Here is a 25818-nt window from a genome sequence, read left to right on the forward strand (position 1 = left end):
TGCTGCAGCACGAGCAGTGGTGCGTCGCGCACCATGGTGGGGTGACCGTGATCCCAGACCCACCCGTCGGGCTCGAGCACCTCGACGTCGTCGTCATCGGTGCCGGCATCTCGGGCATCGGTGCCGGGCGCTACCTGGCTGCTGAGCTGCCGGGCACCTCCTTCGCGATCCTCGAGGCGCGGGGCGCGTCCGGCGGCACGTGGGACCTGTTCCGCTACCCCGGGGTGCGCTCCGACTCCGACCTGTCGACGTTCGGGTACGAGTTCAAGCCCTGGCTCGACGAGCAGGCCATCGCCGACGCGCCGCGCATCCTGCGCTACCTGCGCGAGGCGGCCACCGAGGGCGGGCTGGACGACAAGATCCGCTACCACCAGCGGGTGGTGGACCTGTCGTGGAGCAGCCAGACCGCCCGCTGGACGGTCACCGTCGAGCGCACCGACAGCTCCCCCGACCAGTCCGACCAGCCCGAGCGGTTCCAGCTCACCGCCGGCTGGGTGTTCGCAGGTACCGGCTACTTCCGCTACGACGCCGGGTACACCCCGGACCTGCCAGGGCTGGAGCGCTTCGCCGCCACTCCCGGCAACACCGTCGTGCACCCGCAGCACTGGCCGGCCGACCTCGATGTGACGGGCAAGCGCGTCGTCGTCGTCGGCAGCGGAGCCACGGCCGTGACGGTGGTGCCGGCGATCGCCCAGACCGCCGCCCACGTGACGATGCTGCAGCGCACACCCACCTACGTCATGCCCGTCTCCCGGGGTGACGAGCTCGGCGCGAGGCTGCGGCACTGGTTCGGCGACGAGCGGGGCGCAGCGCTGACCCGGCGCAAGAACATCGCCAAGCAGCGCGCGGTGTGGCGCTTCAGCCAGGAGCACCCCCGCGCCGCCCGCGCGATCTACCGGCGGGTGGTGACGAAGCAGCTGCCCGAGGGCTACGACGTCGACACCCACTTCAATCCCCCGTACGACCCGTGGGACCAGCGCGTGTGCGCCTCCCCCAGCGGTGACCTCTTCGCGGCGATCCGGTCCGGGAGGGCGTCGGTGGTGACGGACCGCATTGACACCTTCGACGCCACGGGCGTGCGGCTGGTCAGCGGCGAGCGGCTGGAGGCCGACGTCGTCGTGACCGCCACGGGACTTGCGGTGCAGATCTTCGGCGGGGCCCGCGTCTGCGTGGACGGTGAGGGGGTCGTGCTGCCCGAGCGGCTCGCCTACAAGGGGATGATGCTGTCCGGGGTGCCGAACCTGGCCTTCTCGATCGGGTACACCAACTCCTCTTGGACGCTCAAGGTCGGGCTGCTGTGCGAGCACCTCGTGCGGCTGCTGCGCCACATGGCCGAGCACGGGTACGACACCGCGCGGCCCGTGCCGTCCGACCCCGGCATGCCGACGCGGCCCTACCTCGACTTCGGCGCCGGGTACATCCAGCGCGCGGTCGACGAGCTGCCGAAGCAGGGCAGCCGGCCGCCGTGGACCACGTCGATGGACTACCGCTCGGACGTCGCCGTGCTCCGTGAGGGCAGCGTGGTCGACCCGGAGCTGCAGCTGACCTCGCTCCAGCGACCCGATCCGGACCGCTTCGTGCAGCTGCCCGCAGGCCCGCGGATCTGCTTCCGCGACACCGCTCAGGACGACGACGACGGCCGCGAGGTGGTGCTGCTCATCGCCGGACTGGGACAGGACCTGACCGCATGGCCGGCGGCCTTTGTCGACGGGCTCGTGGCGCGCGGACTGCGGGTGGTGCGGTTCGACAACCGCGACATCGGACGGTCCAGCCGCATCGACGCCCCCGCGCCAGGGCTGGCGCGGCAGCTCTTCCGTCAGCCGCGGCCTGACGCGTACGACCTCGCCGACATGGCAGCCGACGCCGTCGGCCTGCTCGACCACCTCGGCGTGCAGCGGGCGCACGTGGTGGGGCAGTCGCTCGGAGGGATGGTGGCGCAGGTGCTGGCGTCGCGGCGTCCGGACCGGGTCGCGTCGCTGACGTCCCTGTACTCGACGACGGGTGCCGCCGGTGTCGGTGGTGCGGCGCGGTCGACGCTGTGGCGGCTGCGCCACGCCCCCGCCACCACGGTGGAGGTGGCCGTGGCGCGCCACCTCGGGATGGTCCACCACCTCGCCGGTCCGGGCTTCCCCCTGTCCGACGACGACGCAGCCGCCGAGGAGGCCCGCGCCCGCGGCGCGTGGGAGCGCGGAGGCGGGCCGGCGTCGAGGATCGGGCCAGCGCGACAGATCCAGGCGATCGCCGCCAGCGGTGACCGGACCGCGGAGCTCGCCCGGGTGACGGCGCCGACGCTGGTCGTCCACGGCGACCACGACGTCATGGTCCAGGCGAGCGGCGGTGCGGCGACGGCGGCCGCGATCGCCGGGTCCCGGCACGTGGTGGTCCCCGGGATGGGGCACCTCGTGTCGTCGGCGCTGGTCGAGCGGCTCGTGGCGCTCGTCGGTGACCACGTGGCGAGCGCCGCGGCGGGGGCCGACGGGTCCATCAACCAGGAGTTCGAAGGAGCGCAGCAGTGAGCGGGACCGTGAACAGCGTGGCCGGCAAGGCGTGCGTGGTGACCGGCGCGGGGTCGGGCATCGGCAGAGCGCTCGCGCTGGAGCTGGCCAAGCGCGGTGCTCGCCTGGCGCTGTCCGACGTGTCCGAGGCGGGGCTGGCCGAGACGGCGCAGCGGGCCCGGGCGCTGGGCGCGCGGGTCCACACCGCCCGGCTCGACGTCAGCGACAGGGACGCGTTCTTCGCCTACGCCCGCGTCGTCGTCGACGAGCTCGACGTGGTCCACCAGCTCTACAACAACGCGGGCGTGGCCAGCAGCGGCACCGTGATCGAGAGCGACTGGTCCGAGTACGAGCGCGTGCTGGGCATCAACCTGTTCGGGGTCATCCACGGGACGCAGGCGTTCCTGCCGCACCTCGTGGCGTCCGGTGACGGGCACGTCGTGAACATCTCCAGCCTCAACGGGTTCATGGCGCAGAGCGGGCTGTCGGCGTACAGCGCGAGCAAGTTCGGGGTGCGAGGGTTCACCGAGGCGCTGCGCGCGGAGGTGCTCGCCGCCAGACAGCCGGTGCGGGTGACCGTGGTGCACCCCGGTGGGGTGCGGACGAGCATCGCGACGTCCGCGCTGGAGCACGCGAAGGCGTCCGGGCACCAGGTGAGCACAGAGGAGGAGGCGCAGCAGCGGCGCTACAACGAGAAGCTGCTGCGGATGCCTCCGGAGCAGGCGGCGCGGATCGTCGTCGACGGGGTGGAGGCGGGCAGTCCGCGGGTGCTCGTGGGCCGCGACGCGAAGGTCGTCGACGCCGTCGTGCGCCTGGTGCCGCGCCACTACCCGGCGCTCGTGGCGCGGCTCGCGAGGCGCACGTCCCGCTGACGCTGGCCTGGCGAGCCCGAACCGCTCAGCCCCTGACGCTCAGCGCGGGCCACCGATCCGGTCGGGCGAGCCCCGACCGCTGAGGCCTGCCGCTGCAGCTCACGCGGCCGGCACGAGCACGGGATCCGCGCGGAGGTTGATCGAGACGGACCGCAGCAGGGGCTCAGCGCCGGGGGCGACCTGCAGACGGTCGCCCTCGGCGAGGACGCCCCACGAGCGCAGCTCGGTGACGTGCTCCAGGACGATCCGGTCCACGTGCTCGGACAGGACGTCGTCGGGTCGCAGGGCGCTCATGAGTCCCAGCGGCCAGGGGTCGTCCTCGATCGAGCTGGCGAGCATGGTGGCGAAGGCGTGGCGGACGTGGTCCCCCGCGACGTGCTGGGCTGAGACGTGGCGGGCCGTGCACTCCACGGCCGCGGCGACGACGAGGGCACGAGCCCACGCGCGGTCCTTCGCGTCGACCGCGGTCCAGCCCATGAGGTCGGGGCAGCGCTCCAGTCCATCGTCGGTGAGGGAGATGAGCCCCCAGCGCGTGCACGCCATGGAGAGCACACGGGGGCGCCAGCGCTCGACAGCGGTGCACCCGATGGCTGCGACGCCGAGGCGCTCGAAGAGCGAGGCCTCCGAGGGGAGGTCAGTGCTGTCGTCGTCCTCGGGGATCGCGGCGGACTCCACGGAGTCGGTGGAGTCGATGGGGTCGCGGTGCGGCTCGACATCGTCGTCGAGGTCGTCGAGGTCGTCGCCCTCCTCGACCCAGTCCAGGAACTGCCCGATGAGGTGGACGAGCGGCAGCTGGTCGAGGAACTGCTGGAAGGCCGGGTCCTCCACGGCCCGGTGCAGCACGAGGAGGGCGTCGTCGTTGGTGACGAACGGCTCGGACCGCTGCAGCAGCTCCTCCTCGGGTGCCTGCCGCTGCCGCGGGATGCTCGGTCGCGTGCCGCGCTGGGCGGTGCTGCGGCGTGCGGCGGACTTCGTGGTGCGGCGACGAGATCGCGGGCTCATGGAGCAACCCTGGCGCGTGCGGTGATCTCAGCGGAGGCTGCAGACCCCGACTGTGGACAACTGCCGTCCTCGGCCGGCTCCGACCTGGCTGTGGGCACGCCCGAGACCGTCGACGACAGGTGCCGCCGTCAAGCGGCCGGTAGGTCGTCGAACAGGTACGGCTCTTCTCCGCCCTGGTCGATGTCGTCGTCGTGCTCGGGTGCGGGTTCGGGTGGGGCGTCGGTGAGGACGGCACGAGCCCAGTCCGTGGACCACACCACCGCGTCCTCGTCCTGTCCGCTCTCGCCGGTCCCGGTAGCTGGTCGTGTGCCGGCCGGACGTCCATCCGGTGGCCACCCCACCCAGGCGGGCAGGACGTCAGCCAGCAGCCGGTGCACCCACCCCGGCAACCCACCCACGTCGGTGCCCCCTGTTCCGCCGGCGCCGACGACTTCCTCCGCTGCGCAGGAGTCGCACGTCATGCCCGCTCCTCCTGAGGCGCTGTCCTCCCCAGGGCCTGCGAGGGTGTCCTCAGGGTCCAGCAGCACCTGCGGGCTGACGCGGTAGGTGTGCCCGGTCGGTGCGGTCCACACCACCCCGTCCCCTGGCGCCGGCACAGGGTCACCTGGTCCGGGCGGACCGGTGCGCTCTACCGCCACGCTCCAGCCGTGGCCGGGGCGGGCGTGCTCCCCGGCCTGCTTGAGCAGGTGCTCGCTCTGGGCCAGCAGCTGCAGGTTCGTCACCTCCGTCGGCCCACCTGAAGGGTCACCGGCGGCGTAGGGCTGGACGTGGTCGAGCTGCCCACCCCCAGCACCACCCCCACCGCTGCCGCCACCAGCAGGGCCGTGGTCGGCCCCCACCGCACGGGTCGAGGACGGCAACGTCGAGGACCACCACCGCAGCCCCACCAACCGCGCCAAGGCCGTGCTCGGTCGCCACGCCCCCTCTTCGATCCCGACCGCCGCACCACAGGCGGGATCGGCCAGCACCCGACGCCACAAGCCGTCCGCGGCGATCCGCAGTGCCGCCACCGCACCGATCGGCCCGTACCCGGCCAGCTGCGCCCCGATGGTGGACACCCCCGCCAGCACCGTCCACGGCAGCACCAGGTGCACCACCGGCTTGGACGCCGCCGTCCGCGCGATCGGGTACCACGTCCCCGACACCCCGGAGGTCTCAGAGATCTCCAACGCCGCGGTCGCCCACTCCTTCACCGCAGCGATCCGGTGAGCATCCAGGCTGCCCACCGCACCCCGGTCGAACGGGCGCCCCTGCTCCCTGGCAGCGGCGCGCTCGGCAGCGCGGGCCTGCTGCTGGCGGCGGCGGGCACGGGCGTCCATCGCCGCGGTGATCACGGCGATGTCCTCCGCCGGTCCCCGCAGCTGCAACGCCGCCTGCCCGTCAGCTTCTGACCACCGCGCGGTGGAGCACCCCGCACGGGCCTTCGCCGCACGACGCTGAGCAGCGTCAGCATCAGCGCGGTGCACGGCGGTGTTCAGGCGCTTGGTCCACGCCCGCCGGTTCGGGCCCAGCCCCGCCCCGGCCGTGGGCCGCGATGTCGCACCCGCCGGACCAGACGGCGCAGCACTGCTGGAGCCGTCGCCGGAGCCGGTGCCGGTGCCGGTGCCAGTGCCGGTGGTGGTGTCAGAGCTGGGGTCAGAGCTGGGCGCCAGGTCCTGCCCGGCGCCACCAACAGACCAGCTGGAGGTGCCGGTGGCACGCTCCAGCAGCTCCCGACGCACCGCGGCAGCGACCTGCTCGGCGTGCGCGGCAGCAGCTGCTTCGGCGCGGGCGTCCACCTCGGCCTGGTCAGCGGCGGCCCGCGCCCGCAGCTGCTCCCGACTCAGCGGCGGCTGCCCGGACTCGGCTCGGGCAGCGTCCTGCGCTGCGCGCTCCTCCGCCAGCGCCCGCTCGCGGGTGGTGCTCTCGCGTTCCAGGGCGGAGAGGTAGGCGGTGGTGCGCACCGCGGACAGCTGCTCCAACATCCACGACCCCGCTGCCGCGGGCAGGGCTCCGGCGGCCATCGCCGCGGCCACGTCCCGCTGGGCTCCCACCGCGGCCAGGCCGCGCTCGACGAGGGCGTCGGCGGCGACCGAGCCGATGCCCAAGCGCGCGCACAGCTCCGAGGGCGCGGTGGAACGGGGGCGGATCGCCCAGGGGCGGCCCTTGCCGTCGCGGGCGGTGGCCGCGCGGGCATCCGCGACGTCGGCGTCGGCTTCGGCAGCACGGCGGGAGGCGAAGACCCCGGCGATCTGGTCTCGGCGGGCTGCCAGCGCGGCGATCTGGCGTTCGCACGCCGCGACCGCCTCGACCAGCTCCGCATCCGAGGTGGCACCCCAGGCCGGGACACCAGCAGGCTGGACGGCGTCGTCGGACGGGTCGGCGTCGTCGCGCAGGCTGCGGTCGTCGGACTCCCCGGGGTGGACGCTGGGCTGGTCTGGTTTCGCGGCTGATGCGGACTGGTCCGATGCGTCATCGAGGTCGAGCGGTGCGGCGGCCCCGGACGCGTGCTCGGCGTCCGGCCCGGCCGCGGGGTCACCTCCGTCATGAGCGGGGTCGCCCGGCGTGGAGGGGTCCGGCGCTGCTCCTGCCACCGCGGCGTCCGTGGAGCGGCAGGCAGCGTCCAGGTCTGCGGCGAGGTCACCCCACAGCTCCTCCACCGCCGCCACCAGCTCCGCACCCGGGGTCAGTGCCGCCCACTCCAGCGCCACCGCATCGCGCACCCCCAGCAGGCAGGCCTCGGGCAGCAGCGCCCGGGGAGACGCCTCCGGCTCTGCCTCGACGCCCACCGGCTCCTGAGGCGTCGGCCGCAGAGCACCTGGGGTGCAGCCCTCCTGGTCGCAGTCGCCGGTGCCCTCGTCGTCGTCATCATCGACGACGGCAAACGACGCCTCCGCAGAGGCAGCACTACCGGCAGCGGGCCCGTCACCCAGGGCCAGCAGCTGCACCGAGGACTCGAGCTCGTACCCCTCCGGGTGCGCCGCCGCACGCCACCACAGGCGCGCCGCGAGGCGCTCCTCCAGCAGCGATTCCATGCCCGCACCTGATCACGCACCACCGACAACCCGCACTGACCTGCACCGGCCTCCGCGCACGGGACCTCCGGATGCGTTCACCGCACCTCCACCCCGAGGCTGGTCGCGTGAAGCCCGTCACCAACGAGGCCATGCTCATCACCTACGCGGACAGCCTCGGCGGTGGCCTGCGCCACCTCGAGCAGCTCCTCGACGGCGAGCTGGCCGGCGCGTTCGGCGGGGTGCACGTGCTGCCGTTCTACCCGTCCTCGGGTGACCGGGGCTTCGCCGTCGTCCACTACGACACCGTCGACCCGCGCCTCGGCACCTGGGACGACGTCGCACGCCTCGCCGAGAAGTACACCGTCATGGCCGACTTCATGATCAACCACGTGTCGATCCGGTCGGCGGAGTTCCAGGACTACCTCGCCCACGGCGACGCCTCCCCGCACCGCGACATGTTCATCCGCTGGGACGAGTTCTGGCCCGGCGGCTCCCCCACCGCCGAGGACCTCGAGACGCTCTACAGCCGCCGCGAGGGCGGCCCGGTCCGCACCTTCACCCTCGCCGACGGCACGGACGTCCAGCTGTGGAGCACGTTCTTCGCCGAGCAGGTCGACGTCGACCCCTTCGCCGACGCCACCCGGGCCTACTACCGGCGCACCCTCGGCCGCCTCGCCCAGCTGGTCCCGATCATCAGGTTCGACGCCCTCGCCTACGCCTCCAAGCGTCCCGGCACCAGCTGCTTCTTCGTGGAGCCGGAGGTGTGGCAGGTCCTCGAGATCGGCCGCGAGCCCCTCCGCGAGGCCGGCACGCAGGTGCTCCCGGAGGTCCACGAGCGCTACGAGCTGCAGCTGGCCATGGCCGAGCGCGGCCTGTGGGTCTACGACTTCGCCCTGCCGATGCTCACCCTCCACGCCCTCATGACCGGCCGCACCGACCGCCTCGCGCACTGGCTCGGCATCTGTCCGCGCACGCAGTTCACCACCCTCGACACCCACGACGGCATCGGTGTGGTGGACGTCGCCGGGCTCCTGTCCGACGACGAGGTCGACCTCGTCAGCGAGCGCGTCACCGCGGTCATCGCCGACAGCCGCCACCTCGTCACGGGCCGCGAGCCCGTCATCCGCCGCGGCAGCGGACAGCCCCGCCGCTACCAGCTCATGTGCAGCTTCCACGCGGCGCTGGGCAGCGACGACGACGCCCACCTGCTCGCCCGCGTGCTCCAGCTGTTCGTGCCGGGCATCCCGCAGGTCTACTACGTGGGGGCGCTGTTCGGCGGCAACGACCTCGAGGCCCTCGCCGCCGTCGGCGACCCGCGCGCCATCAACCGCCACGACTACACGGCCGACGAGGTCCGCGAGCGCGTCGCCCACCCGCACGTGGCGCTGTTCCTCGACGTGCTGAGGTGGCGCAACACCTGCACCGCGTTCGACGGCGACCTCACCGTCACCGAGTCGTCCGACGACGGCGCACCCGGCGGACTGCTGCTGCGCTGGACGAACGGCGACCAGACCGCTGAACTGCGCACTGACCTGGCCGCGCGGACCTGGACGATCACCGCGACCACACCAGACCACGACGACGACGAAGCCCCCGCCGCGCTGTTCGGCAGCCTGCGCCCGACCGCGGAGGGATGAGGGGCAGGGGGCTGAGGCGAGGCGACCGATCTTCACCCCCGGGCATGAAGACCAACTGTCGGGGTCCGGCTGCGCGCTGATGCTCGACACCGCGACGGCGGTGCAGCGTTCGTCCTGTGAGCGACCCCGCCGTGATGAGCCCGCCCCGCACCTCTGCCGCTGGGGCTGACCGCAGGGGCCTCCGCGTGGCACCGGCCCTCGCTGTAGCGGTGGCGGTCGGGCTGGCATGGGGTGCGGCCACGTCCGGCCTGCAGACGGTGCTGCCGTGGCCCTTCGCGGGACTGGCCAACGCGGTGGGGCCGTGGGTGGCGCCCGCGTTCGTCGTCGGGGCGCTCAGCCGGCGGCCGTGGAGCGCGGTGCTGGCCGGGGTGCTCGTGTGCCTCGGCGAGGTCGCCGGGTACTACGTCACGTCGGCGCTGCGGGGCTTCGGCGTCAACCCCGCATGGGTGCTGCTGTGGTCGGCGACCGCCGTGGTCGGGGGTCCGGTCCTCGCCGTCGCCGGGTGGTGGTGGCGACGCGCCGCGTCCCTGCGCCTCGCCGCGCTGGGGGCTGCGCTGCTGGGCGGTGTGTTCCTCGCGGAGGGGGCCGTCTCCTACGCGTACTACCTGGGCTACGTCGGTGACGCCGTCGTCTTCTGCGTGCTCGGCGCCCTGCTGGTGGCGGTGCTGGGCGCCACCGCGGCGGCCGCACGCGGCCCTCGAGCCTGGAGTCATCGAGCACGGGGCGTCGGTGCGGCCGCGGCGTGGCTGCTGCTGGTGCTCCCCCTCGGCGCAGCCGGTGAGGTCGCGCTCCACAGCCTGCTCGGCTGAGGTCCCCGGCGTCAGCCCAGGGCGTGGACCCACAGGGCGCAGCCGCCGACCAGCAGGCCCAGCAGACCGAGACGCGTCAGCAGGTGCTCGACGCGCGACGGAGCAGGACGACGACGGACGCGCCGCTCCTGCACCGATCCCGCCCGCGCAGCCGTCGCGTGCGTCGAGCGCTGGGACGCAGGGGTACCTGAGGTGCCCGGAGGGGCAGCGGCGGTCCCGAGCACCGCGAGCGACGGCACGGACACCGGCGCTGTGCGCTGCTCCCACGCCTGCGCGGACAGCACCGACGGCGAGTGCGGACCGGCGAGCAGCTCGCGGAGCTGGGCGGCGACGGCGCGGACGTCGTCGTCGTCGAACCGGTGGGGAAGGGAGCGCAGGTGCTCCGCGAGGTGGGCGTCGCTGACGACGGCCACCCCCGCCCCTCCAGGGGACACTGCCAGCGGCTGGCCGACCGCGCACAGCACGGACACGACCGCCGTCCGGTGCCGCGGCGGCAGCAGGGACGCGACGTCGCAGGCCATGCGGGCTGCGTCCTCGCGCTCGTGCGGTGTGCCGGGCGAGCGCACGGCGTCGACCACCACGACGCCCCCGGGTCCGACGGCCACGTGGTCGAGGGTCGCCCTGGGACGTCCGGGCCGGTGGACGCCGTGGAGCAGCTCCCACCCGTGGGCACGCAGCTCCTCCAGGGCGGCAGCGACGCGCTGCGCCGCACGGCTCCCGGGAGTCACCACCCCCGGAGCGTCGGCGCAGCCACCCATGATCGACAGTCGGGTCACCCGATCGCCAGGCGCTGCGCCGTCGCGACGTCGAAGGACCAGTCGGCAGGGAGGTCCCAGTCGAGGTCCCACTCCTCCCACTCCTCGTCGGTGAGGTCGAGCTGCAGCTCCCGCTCGTCGACCACCTCACCGCGCACGTACCAGGCGACCGCGGCGTACTCGCTCTCGCAGGTGGTCACCGCGTGCACCACCACTGACGGGTGCGCGGCGCTGAGGGCCCGGAACACCTCGCCGGCGTGGGAGTAGGCGGTGGCGAGCCCGTAGACGATGCGGTCGTCAGCGACCACCTCCACCGTCGACTCCAGCTCCGGGCGGCTGGTGCCCCACAGCGCGAGGGCGCGGTCGCCGTCCCACGCGCCTTCGTCCATGCCGGTCGGCACGACCGCCTCCAGCGAGAACGGCCGCTCCACCCACGCCCCCGACGAGAGCCCGCGCCGCTCCCCCAGCCCGCCGAGCCAGGCCAGGAGGCGGTGGCCGCCACTGCGACCCGCGGGCGCCACCGGCCAGTCGCTCGGCGCCGCGGCGTGGACCTTGACCGCCGCCAGGGCCGGCGGGTCGGTGGACCACACGGTGATCGTCGAGACGGCGTGGTCGGGCACGGGCTGAACCTCTCAGCGACCACCGACAGCGCCCTCGCCGCGCCGCGTCCCCGTCAGCGCGACGGTTTGGCCTCGCTCGACCACTGCGCCCCGCACGCCCGGCACGCGGTGTCGACCCACGGCCTCGGCGGTGGCGGGTGCGGCAGGGAGCAGCCGCCCCACACGGCGTCACCGCTGTCGATCTCCGCCCGCGCGGCGGGGTTCGGGTACCCGAGCACCAGCCGGACGCCTTCGCGCTTCCCGCAGCCGGGGCACAGGAGCGGCATGGCCATCACGCCATGGTGCCCCCCGGGCGCGGTCGCTGCCAGGGTGGCCCGGTGGCCGCTGCAGACGCGGTGGAGCGCCGGGTGCGGATGCGGGACGGGGTGGATCTGTGGACGTCGTCGTCCTGGGTGACCGATGAGGACGACGACGGCGAGGGGCGCCCGGCGCTCGTGCTCGTGCACGGGGGTCCGGGCCTGTGGGACCACCTCGAACCGGTGGCAGCGTCCGTCGCTGACCTGGTCTCCACCCACCGGTACGACCAGCGCGGCTGCGGGCGCTCCGACCCCAGCGACGTGCAGACGATCGCGCGGGCGGTCGCCGACCTGGAGGAGCTGCGGGATGCCTTCGGCCACGAGCGGTGGACGGTGTTCGGGCACTCGTTCGGCGCGGCGATCGCGACGCGCTACGCCGCGGCCCATCCGTCAAGGGTGAGCGCCGTGGTGTGGTGCGCCGGCACCGGCCCGGACTGGCCGTCGCAGCGCGCGGAGGCGAAGGCGCGGATGGCCGACCGGCTCACAGCGGCTGAGTGGGGCGAGCACCGGCGGCTCGGCGAGCTGGGACAGCGCGGGCGGACGTGGGAGCAGGAGGTGCGCTGGCGCACGCTGCAGTGGCTGCCCGACCACCCCGCTCCGGCGACCGCCGCGACGGTCGCGGCGGTGGAGGCCTTCGCCACCACTCCCCTGCCGGTCAACGAGCACGCGAACCACTCGATGGCGGTCGAGGAGTTCGGCCGCGACCCGGCCGAGGCGCTGGACGAGCTGGCGGGCATCGACGTGCCGGTACTCATCATCCGAGGCGCAGAGGACCCGCGTCCGGCGATCGGAACGCTCACGGTGGCGGAAGCACTGCCGCACGCGGAGCTGGTGGTCATCGACGGCGCGGGCCACCTGCCGTGGGAGGACCGGCCGGCGGAGTACGCGTCAGCGCTGAGGAGATTCGTCCAGGCTCACGCCTGAAGGCAGGCAGCCACGGCCTCGGCGAGGTCGCGGTGGTGCGCGGACTCGCCGGCGAGACGCAGCCCCGTCGGCCAGGCGAGCGATGCGCAGCCCTGCGCCTCGACCACGGCTCTGCTGAGGGCGGCGAACTGCCACTGGTCGAGGTCGAGCGCGTCGTAGGCGCGGGGGTCGGTCTCGGTGTGCAGGCAGAAGACGTAGACCTGCGCGTGGTGGGTCGCCACGTCCGTGTGGCCGACGCCATCGGTCCACGTGCGGCTGCGCAGCCCTCCGAAGCGAGGCACCGCGGCCCGGCGCTGCGGCCACGCCTGCAGGCGCGCGGCGCTCTTCACCTCGATGGTCGTGCCGTCAGCGGCGGTGACGTCGTGCTTGGCCCACTCCTCGCGCACGCCGTCCCCGCCGACCGCCCGCTGCACGAGGAACTCGGCGAGCAGGCCGCGAGTGGTGTTGCTGCGCAGGTCGCCCAAGGCGAAGCGCCAGAAGTCCGCGACCGTCGCGTCGAGACCGGTGAAGTGGTCGCTGGCGTGCACCTCCCGAGCCACAGCTGCTGGGATGGCCGGGACGGCGGGAGGCGCCAGCAGGGTCACGGCGCCGCCGATGTGGGGGTGGGCACCAGCGGCGCCTCGGGCAGCACGTCGATGACGACACCGCTCAGGAGGTGACCGAACGCCATGCCCACGGGCTCGAGCCAGACCGGCGCCGTCGACAGCGCCGTCACCACGATGGCGACCTTCAGCAGCGCCTTTCCCGCCTGGATCTTCGGACGACGGGTGCTGCGCGATGGCCTCCCGTTCGGCTTGGCCGTGTGAACGGGCGGCGGCAGAGGGCGGCGCTGCCCCGCGAGCGCAGCCGTCGTGAGCAGTCCCGGAGAGACCGCTCCACCGAGCTGCTCACCCAGGTAGCGAGCGATGGCTGTCACCTCCTGAGGCTGCAGCCGCGCCGGCAGTCCGCTCAGCCAGTCGACCAGCTGACCGTCCCCTAGGACGACGGCGCCGTCCGCCGTCGCCACGGGTTCGAGGTCCTGGCCGGTGAAGCACAGCGCTCCGCGCACGGCCCCGCGGTGCTGCGGCTCCAGCCCGGAGGCGACATCGGCGACCATCCGGACCACGTCGGCGCTGGCCTCCGCCTTGCGGTAGCCGCCTGCTCGGAGAACACCATCGGCACCAACCACTGCGGTCGCTGACCAGTTCTTGGTGTCGACGACGACCACCCCGCCGGGGCCGACCGCTACGTGGTCGAGGTTGGCCTTCGGGCGGCCGGGCCAGTGGAGGTCGTGCAGCACCACCCACCCGGCTGCAACGAGACCCGACAGCACGTCGGCGACCTGGCGCTCGCCCGCGAGGCCAGCGCGCCAGCGCTGCAGGTTCTGCTCGATGCCGTGGATCTCCTGCTGGATCCCCGCGAGGGCGAGCTGCTTCGCAGCCAGTCGCCGTTCCAGCACCTCCACCTGCTGAGCGGCACCCGCCCCTGCCATCCGCTCGCTCATGGACGCCCCCCCAGCGTGCTCAGTCACTCACTGAGGGTGACGGCACGGACCGCTCCCCCACCAGCGCCCGTACGGGTGGACACCAACGCCGCGGTGCGGGGCCCGGAGACGCCAGTGCCTGCCGACGCCCGCAGGGACAACACCGGGCTGGGCAGGTGTGGAAGCCTCGCCTCGCACGACGGGTCAGTGCCGAACGGAGTCAGCCATGTCCACCAGCACGCCTCAGCTCACCGATGACCAGCTGGACCGTGCAGCCGGCGTGCTGCTCGGCCAGGCGGTCGGTGATGCGCTCGGCGTCCCCTACGAGTTCGTGCCTGATGACCGGTTGCCGCGCCTCGGCGACGACACCGACGGGCGCGCCGAGATGCTCGGCGGCGGGCTCGGCGACTACGCCCCCGGCGAGTACAGCGACGACACGCAGATGGCGGTGATCATCGCCGAGGTGTCCTCGCGCGGGCTCGACCTCACCTCCGCCGAGGCGCTGGACCAGATCGCCGACGGCTTCATCGCCTGGGCCGCGGACGGTCCCGCCGACATCGGCATCCAGACGGCCAAGGTGCTGCGCGGGACCTCACCCGGGCCCGGATCGGCCGACAGCATCCGCCGGGCCAGCGCCGCTCTCGCCGCCGCCGGAGAACGCACCGGCGGCAACGGAGCGCTCATGCGGACCGGGATCGTCGGGCTGACGCGCCTGCACGACCGGCAAGCCACCGCCCGCGCCGCGCGGGCTGTCGCCGAGCTGACCCATGCCGACCCCGATGCCGGCGACTCGTGCGTGCTGTGGAGCGAAGCGGTGCGGGTCGCCGTGCTGTACGGACGCTTCGCCGTCGACAGCGGTCTGGACCTGCTACCGGCCGAGCGGCGCCAGCTGTGGGCCGACCGCTTGGAGGCCGCCGCTCGTGGAGAGCGCGACCGCGCAGCGAGCAACGGCTGGACCGTCGCGGCGCTGCAGGACGCGTGGACGGCGATCGCCTCCACGCCGGGGAGCCAGCTCGAGCCGGCGCTGCACGCCGCGGTCCGCACTGGGAACGACACGGACACCGTCGCGGCGATCGCTGGAGCGCTGCTGGGCGCTCGGTGGGGCGCCAGCGCCGTGCCGGCCGCCTGGCGCGACCTGGTGCACGGCATCGGCGGCCGGCGAGCCGCTGACCTGCAGCGGCTCGCTCGGGACACCGCGACCTCAGGTACGGGCGAGCAGGTCTGACGCGCGACGCAGCCCCGCCACTCGGGTGCTCGCCCCACGCCGTGCGTGTGACGCAAGGCCGCCGTGGCTGTCCCGGACTCCCTTGGCGAGCAACCATCGACCCGTGTCCGTGGCTTCCTCCAGCGCCCGCCCGAGCCTTGCGCCCGAGGTCTGCGACTTCCGCCTCCACCAAGGCGAGTGGCTGGTCCGCCCTGGCAAGAAGCGCACGCGGGTCACTCCTCACCGCTGGGACCGCCTCCCGCTCTTGCGCGCCGCCCTCATCGCCGCCGCGCGCGAGCGCCGCACCCTGACCTACGCGGAGGCGTCACAAGCTGCGGACCGCATCGCCCTGCCGCAGGGCATGGGTGAGGTGCTGGACCTCATCGGCGAGGACTGCCGACGCCGCGGCGAGCCGGACCTCGCGGCGCTCGTCGTCGAGAAGGCCACGCGCGAGGTCGGCCACGGCTTCTCCGAGGATGCGGTCCGCATCCGCGAGGCGTGCTACTCGCACTGGGCCTGACGGTCAGAGGCTCCGGCTCGGCGCTGGCGCGGCAGGTGCGACACCATCCGCGCCGGCCGGCGTCACCGCGGTCGCCGGGAGCTGGATCGTCTCGACGTCGACGTCTCCGATCGACACGACGCGCGTCACCAGCGGCCCGTCGCTGGCCGGGTGGACCAGTGACGCGCGGCGCAGTCCGAGCCGGTGGCAGTACGTGACCATCTGGTAGACGTCCGCGGCGCTCGGCGTCGAGCCGAGCCGCTTGTACTTGGCGTCCAGGAGCCGCTCGACGCGTCCGTCGTCGTCGAGGACGACGACGTCGGCTCGCGCGGTGATCTCGCGGCCGTCGGTGACGGCGAAGGGGTGCTGCTGGACGACGCGACGCCCGGGGTGCTGGCCGCACGCCCACAGGGCGACGGCGTCCTCCCAGACCTGCGGCAGCGCGAACAGCAGCGACGACGACCGCAGGCCCGCCCCGCCGAGGTCGAGCTCCTGCGCCTGAGCGACGGTGATCGCCAGCTCCAGCGCGGCGTCGTACCGGCCGAGCCGGTGGGTGCCCACGAGCGCGCGCAGCGCGCTGGCCGACAGCGACGTCGGGGACACCGGGCCCATCGCCGCGGTGCTGCGCAGCACCGCCCGCTCCGCCACCTCACGCAGCCCCGACCGATGCAGTGCGGCCAACGCGGCGGCGAGCTGCTGGTGGCGAGGGGTGTCGGTGGTGAGGCGCCGCACCCGCGTGACGAGCTGGTCCGCGCGGGCCATCCGCCGACCCAGGTGCTCGCGGACGTCGAGCACCCCGCCGTACGGCGGCCTGTCGAGCCGCCGCGTGACGTACTCCTTGGCGAGCCCGGCGGCGACGAGCCCGTCGACCTCGCGAGCCAGCGACAGCGCCAGCACGTCGACCACCCCAGCGCCCGCTCCCCCGGGCGTCGCGCCCGCGTGGTGCAGCGAGGGGAACCGTCCGGTGACCCGCAGGAGGTGCAGCAGGTCGGCCGTGCTGATCCGACGGCTGGCGACGTCGAGGACGACGCCCGACGGCAGCGCGATCCGCCCCGCGACAGATCCCAGGACGACGTCGAACTCGCCCGCCCTCGCCGTCGGCGTCACCGACTGCACCACAGCGCCGAGGAGCCCGACGACGGCGACGCGGTCAGCGTCGTCCAGGTGCAGGCGCGCCGTCGTCCACTCCGAGACGGGTACCAGCTGCGGCGTCGCTCGCACGGTCAGGACTGCTCGCCGAGCAGCCGCTCGACCCGCTCCTCGAGCGCGACCAGCTGCTCGGGCCGCTCGAACCAGTGCTCCTGCAGGTAGGGCCGCAGCTGGTAGCGCCAGACCCGAGCCAGGCCCGCGGCCGAGGTGTCCGGCGCCATCCAGAACGAGTGGCCGGGCGCGCCGGGAGCGTCGCGGCCGACGGCGTCCTGCACGAGGTCGAAGAGGTCGAGCACGAGCGCCCGGGCGTCCGCGGGCTGCCCTGCCACGTGGTGCTCCAGCACGCCGCGGTCAGGGCGGACCTCCACCGTGTGGAACCGCCGCCGCAGCGCGAAGTCGACCAGCGCCAGGCTCCGATCAGCGGTGTTCATCGTGGCCAGCAGTACGAGGTTGGACGGCACGGAGAAGTCGTCCTGGCTGTATGGCAGGCGCACGGAGAGCTCATCGCGGTACTCGAGGAGCACGAGCAGCTCCCCGAAGGCAGCGGCGAGGTCGGCGCGGTTCATCTCGTCGACCAGGACGACGTGGGTGTGGTCCCGGTCGGCGCGGGCGGCGTCGCACGCCTGCCGGAACACACCGGGTCGCACGACGTACGAGAACTGCCCGGCGGTGGCGCCCCGGCCGACCTCCGGGCGGAGCCCCTCGACGAAGTCCTCGTAGGAGTACGCGGGGTGGAACTGCACCGTGGTCACGCGAGAGGAGTGACCGGCGAGGTGGTCGGCTAGCCGTCGAGCCACCCAGGTCTTGCCCGTGCCGGGCGGGCCGTAGAAGACCATCTGCCGCTTGCGCGGGTCGGAGAGCAGCTCGATCCACTCATCGAGGTCCTCCGGGGCGACAGCCTCACTGATCTCCATGGCCGCCTCCGGACCGGGAGCGCCGCTGGTCGTTGCCCCGCTCGCCGCCGACCTCGGCGGGCTCGGCGGGTCCTGCTTCGCGAAGTGCTGCTGCGCCCTGGCGAGGACGGCGTCGACCTCCTGAGCGGCGAGCCCGTGCTCGGCGCGCAAGGTGGCGACCCGCTCGGCGAACTCCCGGTAGCCCGGCAGCGCTGACTGCTGCCCGATGACGCGGCCGCCGTCGAGGACCGCCAGGCCGGTGGCTGTGGCGGTGATCCACACGGGGAAGCGCTCGGGATCGCGCAGGTAGAGGAGCATCGTGGGGAGCACACGACCCGCACCGGGGAAGGTCGACGGGGTCTTGCAGACCTGGTCGAGGAGGGCGAGCGCGTCCTCCTCGGAGCCTTGCCAGAGCTCCTCGACCCGCCGGTTGAAGAGGTCGAGGTCGGCGGTGACGACGTTCAGCCAGCCGCCGAAGAACGCCGGCGAGAACCTGTTGCGCATCTGGACGCTGCCGCGCTGGTGGCGGTTGCAGGCTGCGCCGAGCGCGGCGGCGTCGTCCTTGGACATCCGCCCGGCCTTCGCGTCAAGGAGCGCCCTCGCCTCCGCCTCGGGTCGGAGGCGGCCGGGCACGAACTCCGGCCCGAACAGCTCACGGCGTTCACGGACGTACTCGGCGACGGCAGCGCGCTCCGGTGCGGGCATCCCCCGATCCTGCCTACTGCGAGTCCCGCCCTCGTCGGAGGGACACCCACTGGGCTCTCCGTGATCAACCGCCTCTGCTGACGCCGTGTGATGAGCTATCGCCGTGGACAGCGATGTCGAGCGGGACATGCGCGACGGATCATGCGATGGGTCGAGGAGCGCGCCGCGCACAACGGTGGCTGGATCTCCCGCGCCGACCTGCTCGGCCACACCCTGGAGGACGGCACGTCCCTACCGCTCATCGACTACTCCCGGGGCAGCAGGAACCCCCAGTCGATGGTGGCGACCCTCGCCATCGTCAGTGCGACCGACGGTCCGTACGCCGACCGCGACTCCGGTGACGGTCTCCTCCACTACGCCTACCGCAAGGGCGGCTCGGGTGGCGACAACACCAAGCTGCGCCAGGCCTACGAGCGCGGCCTGCCGCTGATCCTTCTTCTCAAGCCCGAACCGAATGTCTACATCCCGGTGCATCCGGTCTACGTGGTCGCCGACGACGGAGCGTCGGCCAGCTTCACCACCGCCCTCGACGAGTCGTTCCTGTTCATGCGGGATGTCGCACACCCCACGGAGGACCAGCGCCGCTACGCGGTCCGGCTGGCCAAGCAGCGGCTGCACCAGCCGTACTTCCGCGGGCAGGTGATCCGCGCCTACGCCACGCGGTGCGCCATCTGCTCGCTGCGCCACGCGGAGCTGCTCGAGGCCGCGCACATCTACCCCGACAGCCACCCCGACGGTCGCGCCGTGACCACCAATGGCCTGAGCCTGTGCACCATCCACCACCGCGCGTACGACGCGAACCTGCTCGGCATCTCCCCCGACCACCGGGTGGCGATCAACCAGGCGCTGCTCGACGAGGTGGACGGCCCGATGCTGCGCCACGGACTGCAGGACATGCACGGCCGGACCATCGACCTCCCGCAACGCCCGCGAGACCGCCCCGACAGGGACGGCCTCGCGTGGCGCTACGAGCGGTTCGTCTCCGCTGGCTGACCGGGGCTGCTCTCACGACGACTGTCGATTTAGCTAGCGCTTGTGACATCGATGCCGTGCAGCTGAGCACTCCGTCTCGATGTGGTGGGTGGTGTCGCCGTCGTCCCGCACCACGCGGTGGATGGAGCCGGCATCTCGGGCGAGACGTCGCCACTCGGAACTTCGCGGGGCTCCCTCAACTGCGGTCACGGCGCGGCTAGCACGTGAAAGCCCCCCGGCGGGATGCGACTTCCCGCCAGGCGACTCACGTCATCGCACTGGCACGGTGACGGGCTTGTCGAAGAGCCCATCGCGTAGCTCGAGCCCGGAGAGGTCTGCGCCCTTCGGCACGTCGAAGAGGAGCGACCCGCTGAGCGTGTTGCCGGGGTTGATCTGGTCGAACAGTCCCGCGCCGCTGTCGAGGTAGATGGAGTCACTTGATGCGGAGAACTCCTGCCCGCTCCCGTTCAGGAGCGTGGCCTGCGAGGACGTGAAGTAGTTGGCTCGCTGACCATTGTTCAGCACCGACAGGTCTGCTTGGCAGAACTGGCCCTGCGCGTCAGCGCCGAAGGTGCGGCTACCAACCCGGCTGATGCCGCACTTGAAAGAGGTGACCGTGAAGGTGAGGTCTCCTGAGACGGCAGGGATGCCAATCCCGGCAGCGGGAGCCGCCGGGGCTGGAGGCTCGGGTGCGGGCGCTGATGACGTCGGCGCCGGCTCCGGTGCACTGGTCGAGGGTGCGGCACTCGGTGCAGCCGACGAGGTCGGCGCTGCCGAGGACGGGGACGCTGACGCCGCAGGCGATGCGGTCTGGGCAGGCTCGGCCGTGTCCGTCGACGTGCCCGAGGCAAAGGCGGCGATCGTGATGACGATGCTCGTCAAGGCCGCAAGGGCCCCCAGCACGATCGAGGTGATGCCCAGCCCTCTTCCACGGCCACTCAAGGCCGTAGCCCTCCGAAGGGCCACGACGCCCAGCACGATCGCGGCGACTCCCAGGAGGAGGCCGAAGACCGGGACCCACCCGAAGATGAAGGCAACGCCGGCGGTCACGATCGCACCGGTCGCCCATCCGTTGGTCGGCTGACGGACGTCAGGTGTCCCCACATAAGGCTGGTGCATCGACATGGTGTTCTCCCCCTTGAACGCCTGTTCGGCGTCGGCACCATACGTCGTCCTCGACGATCGCACGCACGTGCAACGCCGAAGCACCTGGACGGGGGTTGGACGTTTCCTGTAAAGGTCCCGCTCACCCGGCCACGGCCGAAAGCAGCACATCTCTGCAGCTCAAGTTGCCGAACCTCAGATGCCGAGCATCGGCCACCGTCGACTGTGGCCGCTCAAGCACTCGCGGCGGAAGCTGTCTGCACCACGTCGGCCGGCATCGGGCGCTGCAGCTTCCACGTGATCGCCATCGGCCGCTCCCCGCGGTGCTCGGCGTAAGTCGCCGTGCCGAGACACAGGAACGGCGGCGTCCCCATCTCCCCCTTCGGCGCCTCCCGCGTGAACAGCACGACGTGCGACCCGGCCGCTTCATGCTCCACGTACCGCCGTCCCGTCGGTGACTCCGGCGACGTCGCGTTCTGGCTCTCCCAGTGGAACAGCCGCGGCGAGAGCGCGTAGTCGCGGTACATCGTGGTCGGGGTGAAGGCGCGCTCGTCCTTGCGCAGGTTGATGAGCAGCGCGTCCACCGCCGTCCTCTCGCACCAGGCCACTCCGCTGACGTGCCCAGCGGTCGAGCGCTTCTCGTCGGCGTAGTCCAGACCCGCGAGCAGCTCGTCACGCCGGTACGTGGCGTGGCTGAGCACCGGCAGGTGCGCCAGCGCCGGGCTCAGCGGCTTCGGCACGTGCCGCGCCCGTTCCACCGCCCCCGCCATCAGCTGCTGGACCTCTGCCACCACCGCCGGGTGCTGCCGCAGGTGGTCAAAGCCCTCCTCGTACGCCCCGAACCCACCGCGGTTCGGCCACAGCGTGAAGAACAGCATCCGCGCGAGGCGCTGCTCGCGGTCGCTCAGCTCCTCGTACGCCGCAGCTCCCGGGGTGACGAAGCGTGAGTAGGCGCGGGCGCGCTCGTCGTCGTCGACGTGGACCAGAGCCGCCACGCGCTTCAGCAGCGCGGCCTCCCCCGGACCGGCTTCCGGCGTCGGCAGGCCCGCAGCGCGCAGCAGCGCGGTCCAGCTGCCGTAGGTGCCGCGGTCGCGGTAGACGTCGGCGACCTCCCGGCCGCTGTCGTCGAGGTACTCCTGCAGCGTCGGCACCCGACCACCCGAGGCGTAGCTGCGGACGTCGGCCAGCAGCTCCTCCTTGGCCATCCGCAGGGAGGAGCGCACGTTGGACAGGACGATCTTCTGGCTAACCGCGTCGAGCACCAGCTGCGATCCGGGCGGGAGGTAGGGAAAGCCCTGCTCGAGCTGCGCCTCCAGCTGCGACCGCGTCGCTCCGGTCAGCGCGCGGTAGCGGACGTCGAAGCGGTACTCAGCGCGGTGTTGCCCGATGAAGTCGAGCACCGTCAGCACCGCCTTGTTCGGCGCGCGCCGCAGCCCGCGCCCGAGCTGCTGCAGGAAGACCGTCGCCGACTGCGTGGGCCGCAGGAGCAGGAGCGTGTCGACGTCCGGGACGTCCAGTCCCTCGTTGAAGAGGTCCACGGCGAAGAGGCACCGCACATCACCCGCCTTCAGCGCGGCGAACGCTCGGTCTCGCTCGTGCGCCGAGGTGCCGCCGTGGACGGCGAGCGCCGGGATGCCGTCCTCGCTGAACCGCCGCGCCATGTACTGCGCGTGCGCCACGGACACGCAGAAGCCGAGCGCGCGCATGCTGTCGACGTCGGTGACCCGGTCTTGCAGGGTGCTCAGCACGATGCGGGTGCGGGCGTCGTTGCCCGTGTAGACGTCGGACAGGCCGTTGAGGTCGTACCCCGCCCGCCGCGCGTACTCGACGCGCGTGAGGTCCGTGCCGTCGTGCACGCCGAAGTAGTGGAACGGGCACAGCAGGTCCGCCTCGAGCGCGGTCCACAGCCGCAGCTCGAAGGCCGTGCGCCCGTCGAAGAAGCTGCGGACGTCCACGCCGTCACCGCGCTCCGGCGTCGCCGTGAGCCCGAGCAGCTCAGCGGGGCGCAGGTGGTCGAGCAGTCGGCGGTAGCTGGAGGCGTCAGCGTGGTGGAACTCGTCGACGACGACGACGTCGAAGCGGTCAGGGTCGAGCAGCGCGAGGCGCTGCGCGGTGAGCGACTGGACGCTGGCGAACACGTGCCGCCACTGCTCGGCCTTGTACTCGCCGACGTGGAGCTCGCCGAAGGAGCCGTCCTTGAGCACCTCGCGGTAGGTGCGCAGCGACTGCTCGAGGATCTCCTTGCGGTGGGCGACGAACAGGAGCCTCGGTTCGCCGCGACGCTCGGCCACCGACTGCTCGCGGATCCGGCGGAAGTCGAGCGCGGCGACCACGGTCTTGCCCGTGCCGGTGGCCGCGACGACGAGGTTGCGGTGCCGGTCGTGGACGGTCCGCTCGACGTCGAGCGCTTCGAGGATCTCCACCTGGTGGGGACGCGCCTGCACGTCGAGCCCGGACACCGCGGCCACCTGCGTGCTGCGTGACCCCCCGCCCTGCTCGACGAGCGCGCGGTCGAGGAGCTCCGCGTCCCGGTCGGGGTCGTAGTCGAGGAACGCGGCGTCGTTCCAGTAGGTGTCGAAGGTCGCCTCGAACTTGCGCACCAGTGTGGGCGTGGCGACCGAGGAGATGCGGACGTTCCACTCCAGCCCGTCGACCAGCGCCGACTTCGACAGGTTCGAGCTGCCGACGTAGCCGGTGTCGAACCCCGACCCGCGGCGGAACAGCCACGCCTTGGCGTGCAGCTTGGTGCTCTGCGTCTCGTAGCGGACCTTCACCTGCGCGCCGTAGCGGCGGACCAGCACGTCGAGGGCTTTGCGCTCGGTGGCACCGCAGTAGGTGGTGGTGATGACCCGCAGCGGGCGTCCGCGCTCGGCGAGCTCCGTGAGCGAGTCTTCGAGGACGCGGATGCCGTGCCAGCGGACGAAGGCGCACAGCAGGTCGACGTGGTCGGCACTGGCCATCTCCGCGCGCAGCTCGGCGCCGAGGTTGGGCTCGCCGTGGCTGTTGGTGAGCAGCGCGACGTCGGACAGCGGCGTGACCGGGCGGTGGCGGGGCCAGCCCTCCCCCAGCCCCGCCAGCCGTAGCGCGAGGAGCTGCTCGATCTGGCTGACGTGGTCGTCCTCCGGGGCGCCGACGAGGTCGAGGACGCGGTTGACGAGGCCTGCCCGCTGCTCGGGCTTGGCGCTGGCGAGGGCGCGCTGGACGGCGACGGCGACGTGGCGGGCGAGGACATCGGGGGCTGCTGCGTCGGGGACGGTGCCGTGCTCGGGCACGAGGTCCGAGGCTTCGAGCGCCTGGTGGAGCCTCTGGGTGAGGAGGGCCTCGTAGGCACCGGGCGGCGTCGCGGCGGTCACGCATCGCAGCTTCACACGCCGATGGGGGACGTGGATGCCCGTTCGATCCGTTCACGCAGATCACCCGGTCGAGCTACCGTGCGTGACGCGGCCCGACAAGCTTCCTCACCGGCTGTGCCGATGCCTGGACACGCTTCCACCCGCACGACTCGCTTCGTGCTGCCCTGGGGGAAGTCCACGTGCCGCTGGTTCGGACGTCGGCGTCGTCACTGCTGATCGACGCTGGTACAGACTCGTTCATCGAGCAGATGCTGCAGGCAGGCATCCACGCGCGCCTCGGGCGGGCCTCTCCGGCTGAGCAGGCGTCGTGGCGGTCGAGCCTGCCGGTGCTGGCCCGTGACCTCGCCGACGCGGGGCTCGGGCGGGTCGAGGTGCTCGTCGAGCACACGCTGCCGCTGACCAGCAAGCGAGCCGACGTCATCCTCGCGGGAGTCCACCCGAAGACTCGGAAGCCCTCGTACATCGTCGTCGAGCTCAAGCAGTGGTCGCGGGCGACCACCTTCGAGGACGATCCGCACCTGGTCGACGTCGCCGGGATGCCCGGTGGCCCGAAGCTGCACCCGGTGGCCCAGGTGCGGGGCTACTGCGAGTACCTCGCCGACTTCCTCGTGGCGCTCGCGGACCAGCCGGACGGGCTCGCCGGCGCTGCCTACCTCCACAACGCGCACGACCCGCTGGCCGTCGGTGACCTCGAGGCCTACCCCATGGACACGCGAGGTCAGCTCTTCACGGGCGCAGATCGCGGAGCGTGGCTGGACTTCCTGCGGTCGCGACTGGACGGCGGTGTGAGCGGCGTCGCCAGCGCAGACCACCTGCTGAAGTCGCGCGTGGCACCGAGCAAGCAGCTGCTGGCCGTCGCTGCTGACGAGGTGCGGGACCGCGAGCAGTTCCGCCTGCTCGACGAGCAGGAGCTGGCCGCGCGACTCGTGCACCACGAGGTGCGCCGCGCTCGCCAGTCCGACCACAAGCGGGTCGTCGTCGTCAGCGGTGGCCCGGGCAGCGGGAAGAGCGTCATCGCGCTGTCCCTGCTCGGTGAGCTCGCCCGCGAGCAGCGGACGGTCCTCCACGCCACGGGGTCGCAGTCCTTCACGCAGACGATGCGGCGCGTGGTGGGCAAGGGATCGACGCGAACCCAGAAGCTCTTCAAGTACTTCAACGACTTCATGACCGCGGAGAAGAACGGCCTCGACGTCCTCATCCTCGACGAGGCGCACCGCATCCGACAGACCTCGGCGAACCGCTGGACGCGGGCGCAGGACCGCACCGGCAAGGCGCAGGTCGACGAGCTGCTGGCGGCCGCACGCGTCCCCGTCTTCCTCCTCGACGAGCACCAGGTGGTGCGCCCCGGCGAGATGGGGTCCCTCCATGAGATCACCTCGCACGCCGAGGCGGCTGGCTTCGAGGTGGTGCACGTCAACCTCGACGGGCAGTTCCGCTGCGGTGGTTCGCAGGTCTACCTCGACTGGGTGCTGCGGCTCCTCGGGCTCCTCCACGGCGGACCGGTGCCATGGACGGGTGACGAGCTGTCGCCGTTCGAGGTCCGCGTGGCGGACTCGCCGGAGGAGATGGAGGCCTTCCTCGCCGAGAAGAGGAAGGAGCAGGACGGCAGGCCCGGATACAGAGCCCGCATGGCTGCGGGGTACTGCTGGCCCTGGTCCGATCCCGTGGACGGGAAGCTGGTGCCCGACGTGCAGATCGGCTCGTGGGCGCGTCCGTGGAACGCCAAGGGTGAGCGACGTGTCGGCGACGCCCCTCCCTCGCCGCTCTGGGCGACAGAGGACGGCGGCTTCGGTCAGGTCGGCTGCGTCTACACGGCGCAGGGCTTCGAATACGACTGGTCCGGCGTGATCCTCGGCCCCGACCTCGTGTGGCGTGACGGGCGTTTCACCACGGTGAGGTCTGCGAACAAGGACCCGATGTTCCGGAGCGCCAAGTCCGTCGACGACATGGCCTTCGACCGTCTGGTGCGTAACACCTACAAGGTCCTGCTGACGCGCGGCATGGTCGGGACAGTCCTCTACTCGACCGACGAAGAGACGCGCGAGGCGCTCCGGCGCCTCGCCCACTGACC

Annotated in this window: 19 protein-coding genes and 2 pseudogenes; 10 read left to right on the forward strand and 11 right to left on the reverse strand. The window is 72.8% G+C overall.

The genetic code is table 11. The features are described from left to right. Nucleotides 1–50: 50 nt before the first annotated feature. The 3 genes and pseudogenes from FMM08_RS24225 to FMM08_RS14295 form a co-directional block, all read left to right on the forward strand. Nucleotides 51–1547, forward strand: a pseudogene (locus FMM08_RS24225) (flavin-containing monooxygenase); the annotation flags it as partial. 105 nt (nucleotides 1548–1652) lie between these two features. Then, nucleotides 1653–2516: pseudogene (locus tag FMM08_RS24230) on the forward strand (alpha/beta fold hydrolase); the annotation flags it as partial. Nucleotides 2517–2524: 8 nt separating this feature from the next. Continuing rightward, nucleotides 2525–3367: an SDR family NAD(P)-dependent oxidoreductase gene (locus tag FMM08_RS14295; RefSeq protein WP_147927178.1), complete on the forward strand. Its 843-nt coding sequence runs from the start codon at nucleotides 2525–2527 to the stop codon at nucleotides 3365–3367. Between the two features lie 99 nt (nucleotides 3368–3466). Here the strand turns inward: FMM08_RS14295 and FMM08_RS14300 are convergent, their stop codons facing one another. Then, nucleotides 3467–4369 (reverse strand): hypothetical protein, encoded by a 903-nt coding sequence (locus FMM08_RS14300; RefSeq protein ID WP_147927056.1) that lies wholly within the window; start codon nucleotides 4367–4369, stop codon nucleotides 3467–3469. A 128-nt stretch (nucleotides 4370–4497) separates the two neighbouring features. Continuing rightward, nucleotides 4498–7383: a hypothetical protein gene (locus FMM08_RS14305; protein ID WP_147927057.1), complete on the reverse strand. Its 2886-nt coding sequence runs from the start codon at nucleotides 7381–7383 to the stop codon at nucleotides 4498–4500. A 107-nt stretch (nucleotides 7384–7490) separates the two neighbouring features. Between FMM08_RS14305 and gtfA the strand changes: the two genes are divergently transcribed. Both gtfA and FMM08_RS14315 read left to right on the forward strand, forming a co-directional pair. Further along, entirely contained in the window at nucleotides 7491–9002 is a 1512-nt protein-coding gene (gene gtfA / locus FMM08_RS14310; RefSeq protein ID WP_147927058.1) for a sucrose phosphorylase, read from the forward strand. Nucleotides 9003–9187: 185 nt separating this feature from the next. Further along, on the forward strand, nucleotides 9188–9811 hold the full coding sequence (locus FMM08_RS14315; protein ID WP_147927059.1) for a DUF6518 family protein: 624 nt from the start codon (nucleotides 9188–9190) through the stop codon (nucleotides 9809–9811). 11 nt (nucleotides 9812–9822) lie between these two features. Here FMM08_RS14315 and FMM08_RS14320 read toward each other — a convergent pair whose 3' ends face one another. The 3 genes from FMM08_RS14320 to FMM08_RS14330 are packed head-to-tail and all read right to left on the reverse strand — an operon-like array spanning nucleotide 9823 to nucleotide 11458. Then, nucleotides 9823–10542 (reverse strand): NERD domain-containing protein, encoded by a 720-nt coding sequence (locus FMM08_RS14320; protein WP_187279762.1) that lies wholly within the window; start codon nucleotides 10540–10542, stop codon nucleotides 9823–9825. Between the two features lie 41 nt (nucleotides 10543–10583). Then, a complete protein-coding gene (locus FMM08_RS14325; protein ID WP_147927061.1) occupies nucleotides 10584–11186 on the reverse strand; it encodes a hypothetical protein in 603 nt (200 codons plus the stop codon). A 53-nt stretch (nucleotides 11187–11239) separates the two neighbouring features. Then, on the reverse strand, nucleotides 11240–11458 hold the full coding sequence (locus tag FMM08_RS14330; protein WP_147927062.1) for a hypothetical protein: 219 nt from the start codon (nucleotides 11456–11458) through the stop codon (nucleotides 11240–11242). Nucleotides 11459–11503: 45 nt separating this feature from the next. Here FMM08_RS14330 and FMM08_RS14335 point away from each other — a divergent pair, with 45 nt between their 5' ends. After that, nucleotides 11504–12406 carry an alpha/beta fold hydrolase gene (locus FMM08_RS14335; RefSeq protein ID WP_187279763.1) on the forward strand — a complete coding sequence of 301 codons (903 nt, stop codon included), beginning with the start codon at nucleotides 11504–11506 and terminating at the stop codon, nucleotides 12404–12406. On the opposite strand, the gene FMM08_RS14340 is transcribed toward FMM08_RS14335, so the two are convergent. Both FMM08_RS14340 and FMM08_RS14345 read right to left on the reverse strand, forming a co-directional pair. Then, nucleotides 12397–12933, reverse strand: coding sequence for a hypothetical protein (locus FMM08_RS14340; protein ID WP_147927064.1), 537 nt, complete (start codon nucleotides 12931–12933; stop codon nucleotides 12397–12399). The two genes, FMM08_RS14335 and FMM08_RS14340, sit on opposite strands and share 10 nt — an antisense overlap. Before the next feature lie 53 nt (nucleotides 12934–12986). Next, entirely contained in the window at nucleotides 12987–13916 is a 930-nt protein-coding gene (locus FMM08_RS14345) for an NERD domain-containing protein (protein WP_147927065.1), read from the reverse strand. Between the two features lie 178 nt (nucleotides 13917–14094). Here FMM08_RS14345 and FMM08_RS14350 point away from each other — a divergent pair, with 178 nt between their 5' ends. Both FMM08_RS14350 and FMM08_RS14355 read left to right on the forward strand, forming a co-directional pair. Next, nucleotides 14095–15093, forward strand: coding sequence for an ADP-ribosylglycohydrolase family protein (locus FMM08_RS14350; protein ID WP_147927066.1), 999 nt, complete (start codon nucleotides 14095–14097; stop codon nucleotides 15091–15093). Nucleotides 15094–15196: 103 nt separating this feature from the next. Continuing rightward, nucleotides 15197–15592, forward strand: a complete 396-nt coding sequence (locus FMM08_RS14355) for a hypothetical protein (protein WP_147927067.1) — start codon at nucleotides 15197–15199, stop codon at nucleotides 15590–15592. Nucleotides 15593–15595: 3 nt separating this feature from the next. Here the strand turns inward: FMM08_RS14355 and FMM08_RS14360 are convergent, their stop codons facing one another. After that, nucleotides 15596–16792 carry a 5-methylcytosine restriction system specificity protein McrC gene (locus tag FMM08_RS14360; protein WP_147927068.1) on the reverse strand — a complete coding sequence of 399 codons (1197 nt, stop codon included), beginning with the start codon at nucleotides 16790–16792 and terminating at the stop codon, nucleotides 15596–15598. A gap of 2 nt (nucleotides 16793–16794) precedes the next feature. Next, entirely contained in the window at nucleotides 16795–18318 is a 1524-nt protein-coding gene (locus FMM08_RS14365; protein ID WP_187279764.1) for an McrB family protein, read from the reverse strand. Nucleotides 18319–18459: 141 nt separating this feature from the next. Here FMM08_RS14365 and FMM08_RS14370 point away from each other — a divergent pair, with 141 nt between their 5' ends. Next, complete coding sequence (locus tag FMM08_RS14370; RefSeq protein ID WP_222710787.1) at nucleotides 18460–19311, forward strand: HNH endonuclease; 852 nt, start codon at nucleotides 18460–18462, stop codon at nucleotides 19309–19311. Nucleotides 19312–19560: 249 nt separating this feature from the next. Here the strand turns inward: FMM08_RS14370 and FMM08_RS14375 are convergent, their stop codons facing one another. Together FMM08_RS14375 and FMM08_RS14380 are read right to left on the reverse strand one after the other, a co-directional pair. Further along, on the reverse strand, nucleotides 19561–20415 hold the full coding sequence (locus FMM08_RS14375; RefSeq protein ID WP_147927070.1) for a DUF4190 domain-containing protein: 855 nt from the start codon (nucleotides 20413–20415) through the stop codon (nucleotides 19561–19563). Nucleotides 20416–20627: 212 nt separating this feature from the next. Beyond that, complete coding sequence (locus FMM08_RS14380; RefSeq protein ID WP_147927071.1) at nucleotides 20628–23747, reverse strand: DEAD/DEAH box helicase; 3120 nt, start codon at nucleotides 23745–23747, stop codon at nucleotides 20628–20630. Between the two features lie 179 nt (nucleotides 23748–23926). Between FMM08_RS14380 and FMM08_RS14385 the strand changes: the two genes are divergently transcribed. Continuing rightward, the gene (locus FMM08_RS14385) at nucleotides 23927–25816 is read left to right on the forward strand and encodes a DUF2075 domain-containing protein (RefSeq protein WP_222710788.1); all 1890 of its coding nucleotides are present in this window, start codon (nucleotides 23927–23929) and stop codon (nucleotides 25814–25816) included. Nucleotides 25817–25818 lie beyond the last annotated feature (2 nt).

It is taken from the genome of Quadrisphaera setariae, from assembly GCF_008041935.1.
In the GTDB taxonomy this organism is placed as follows: domain Bacteria; phylum Actinomycetota; class Actinomycetes; order Actinomycetales; family Quadrisphaeraceae; genus Quadrisphaera; species Quadrisphaera setariae.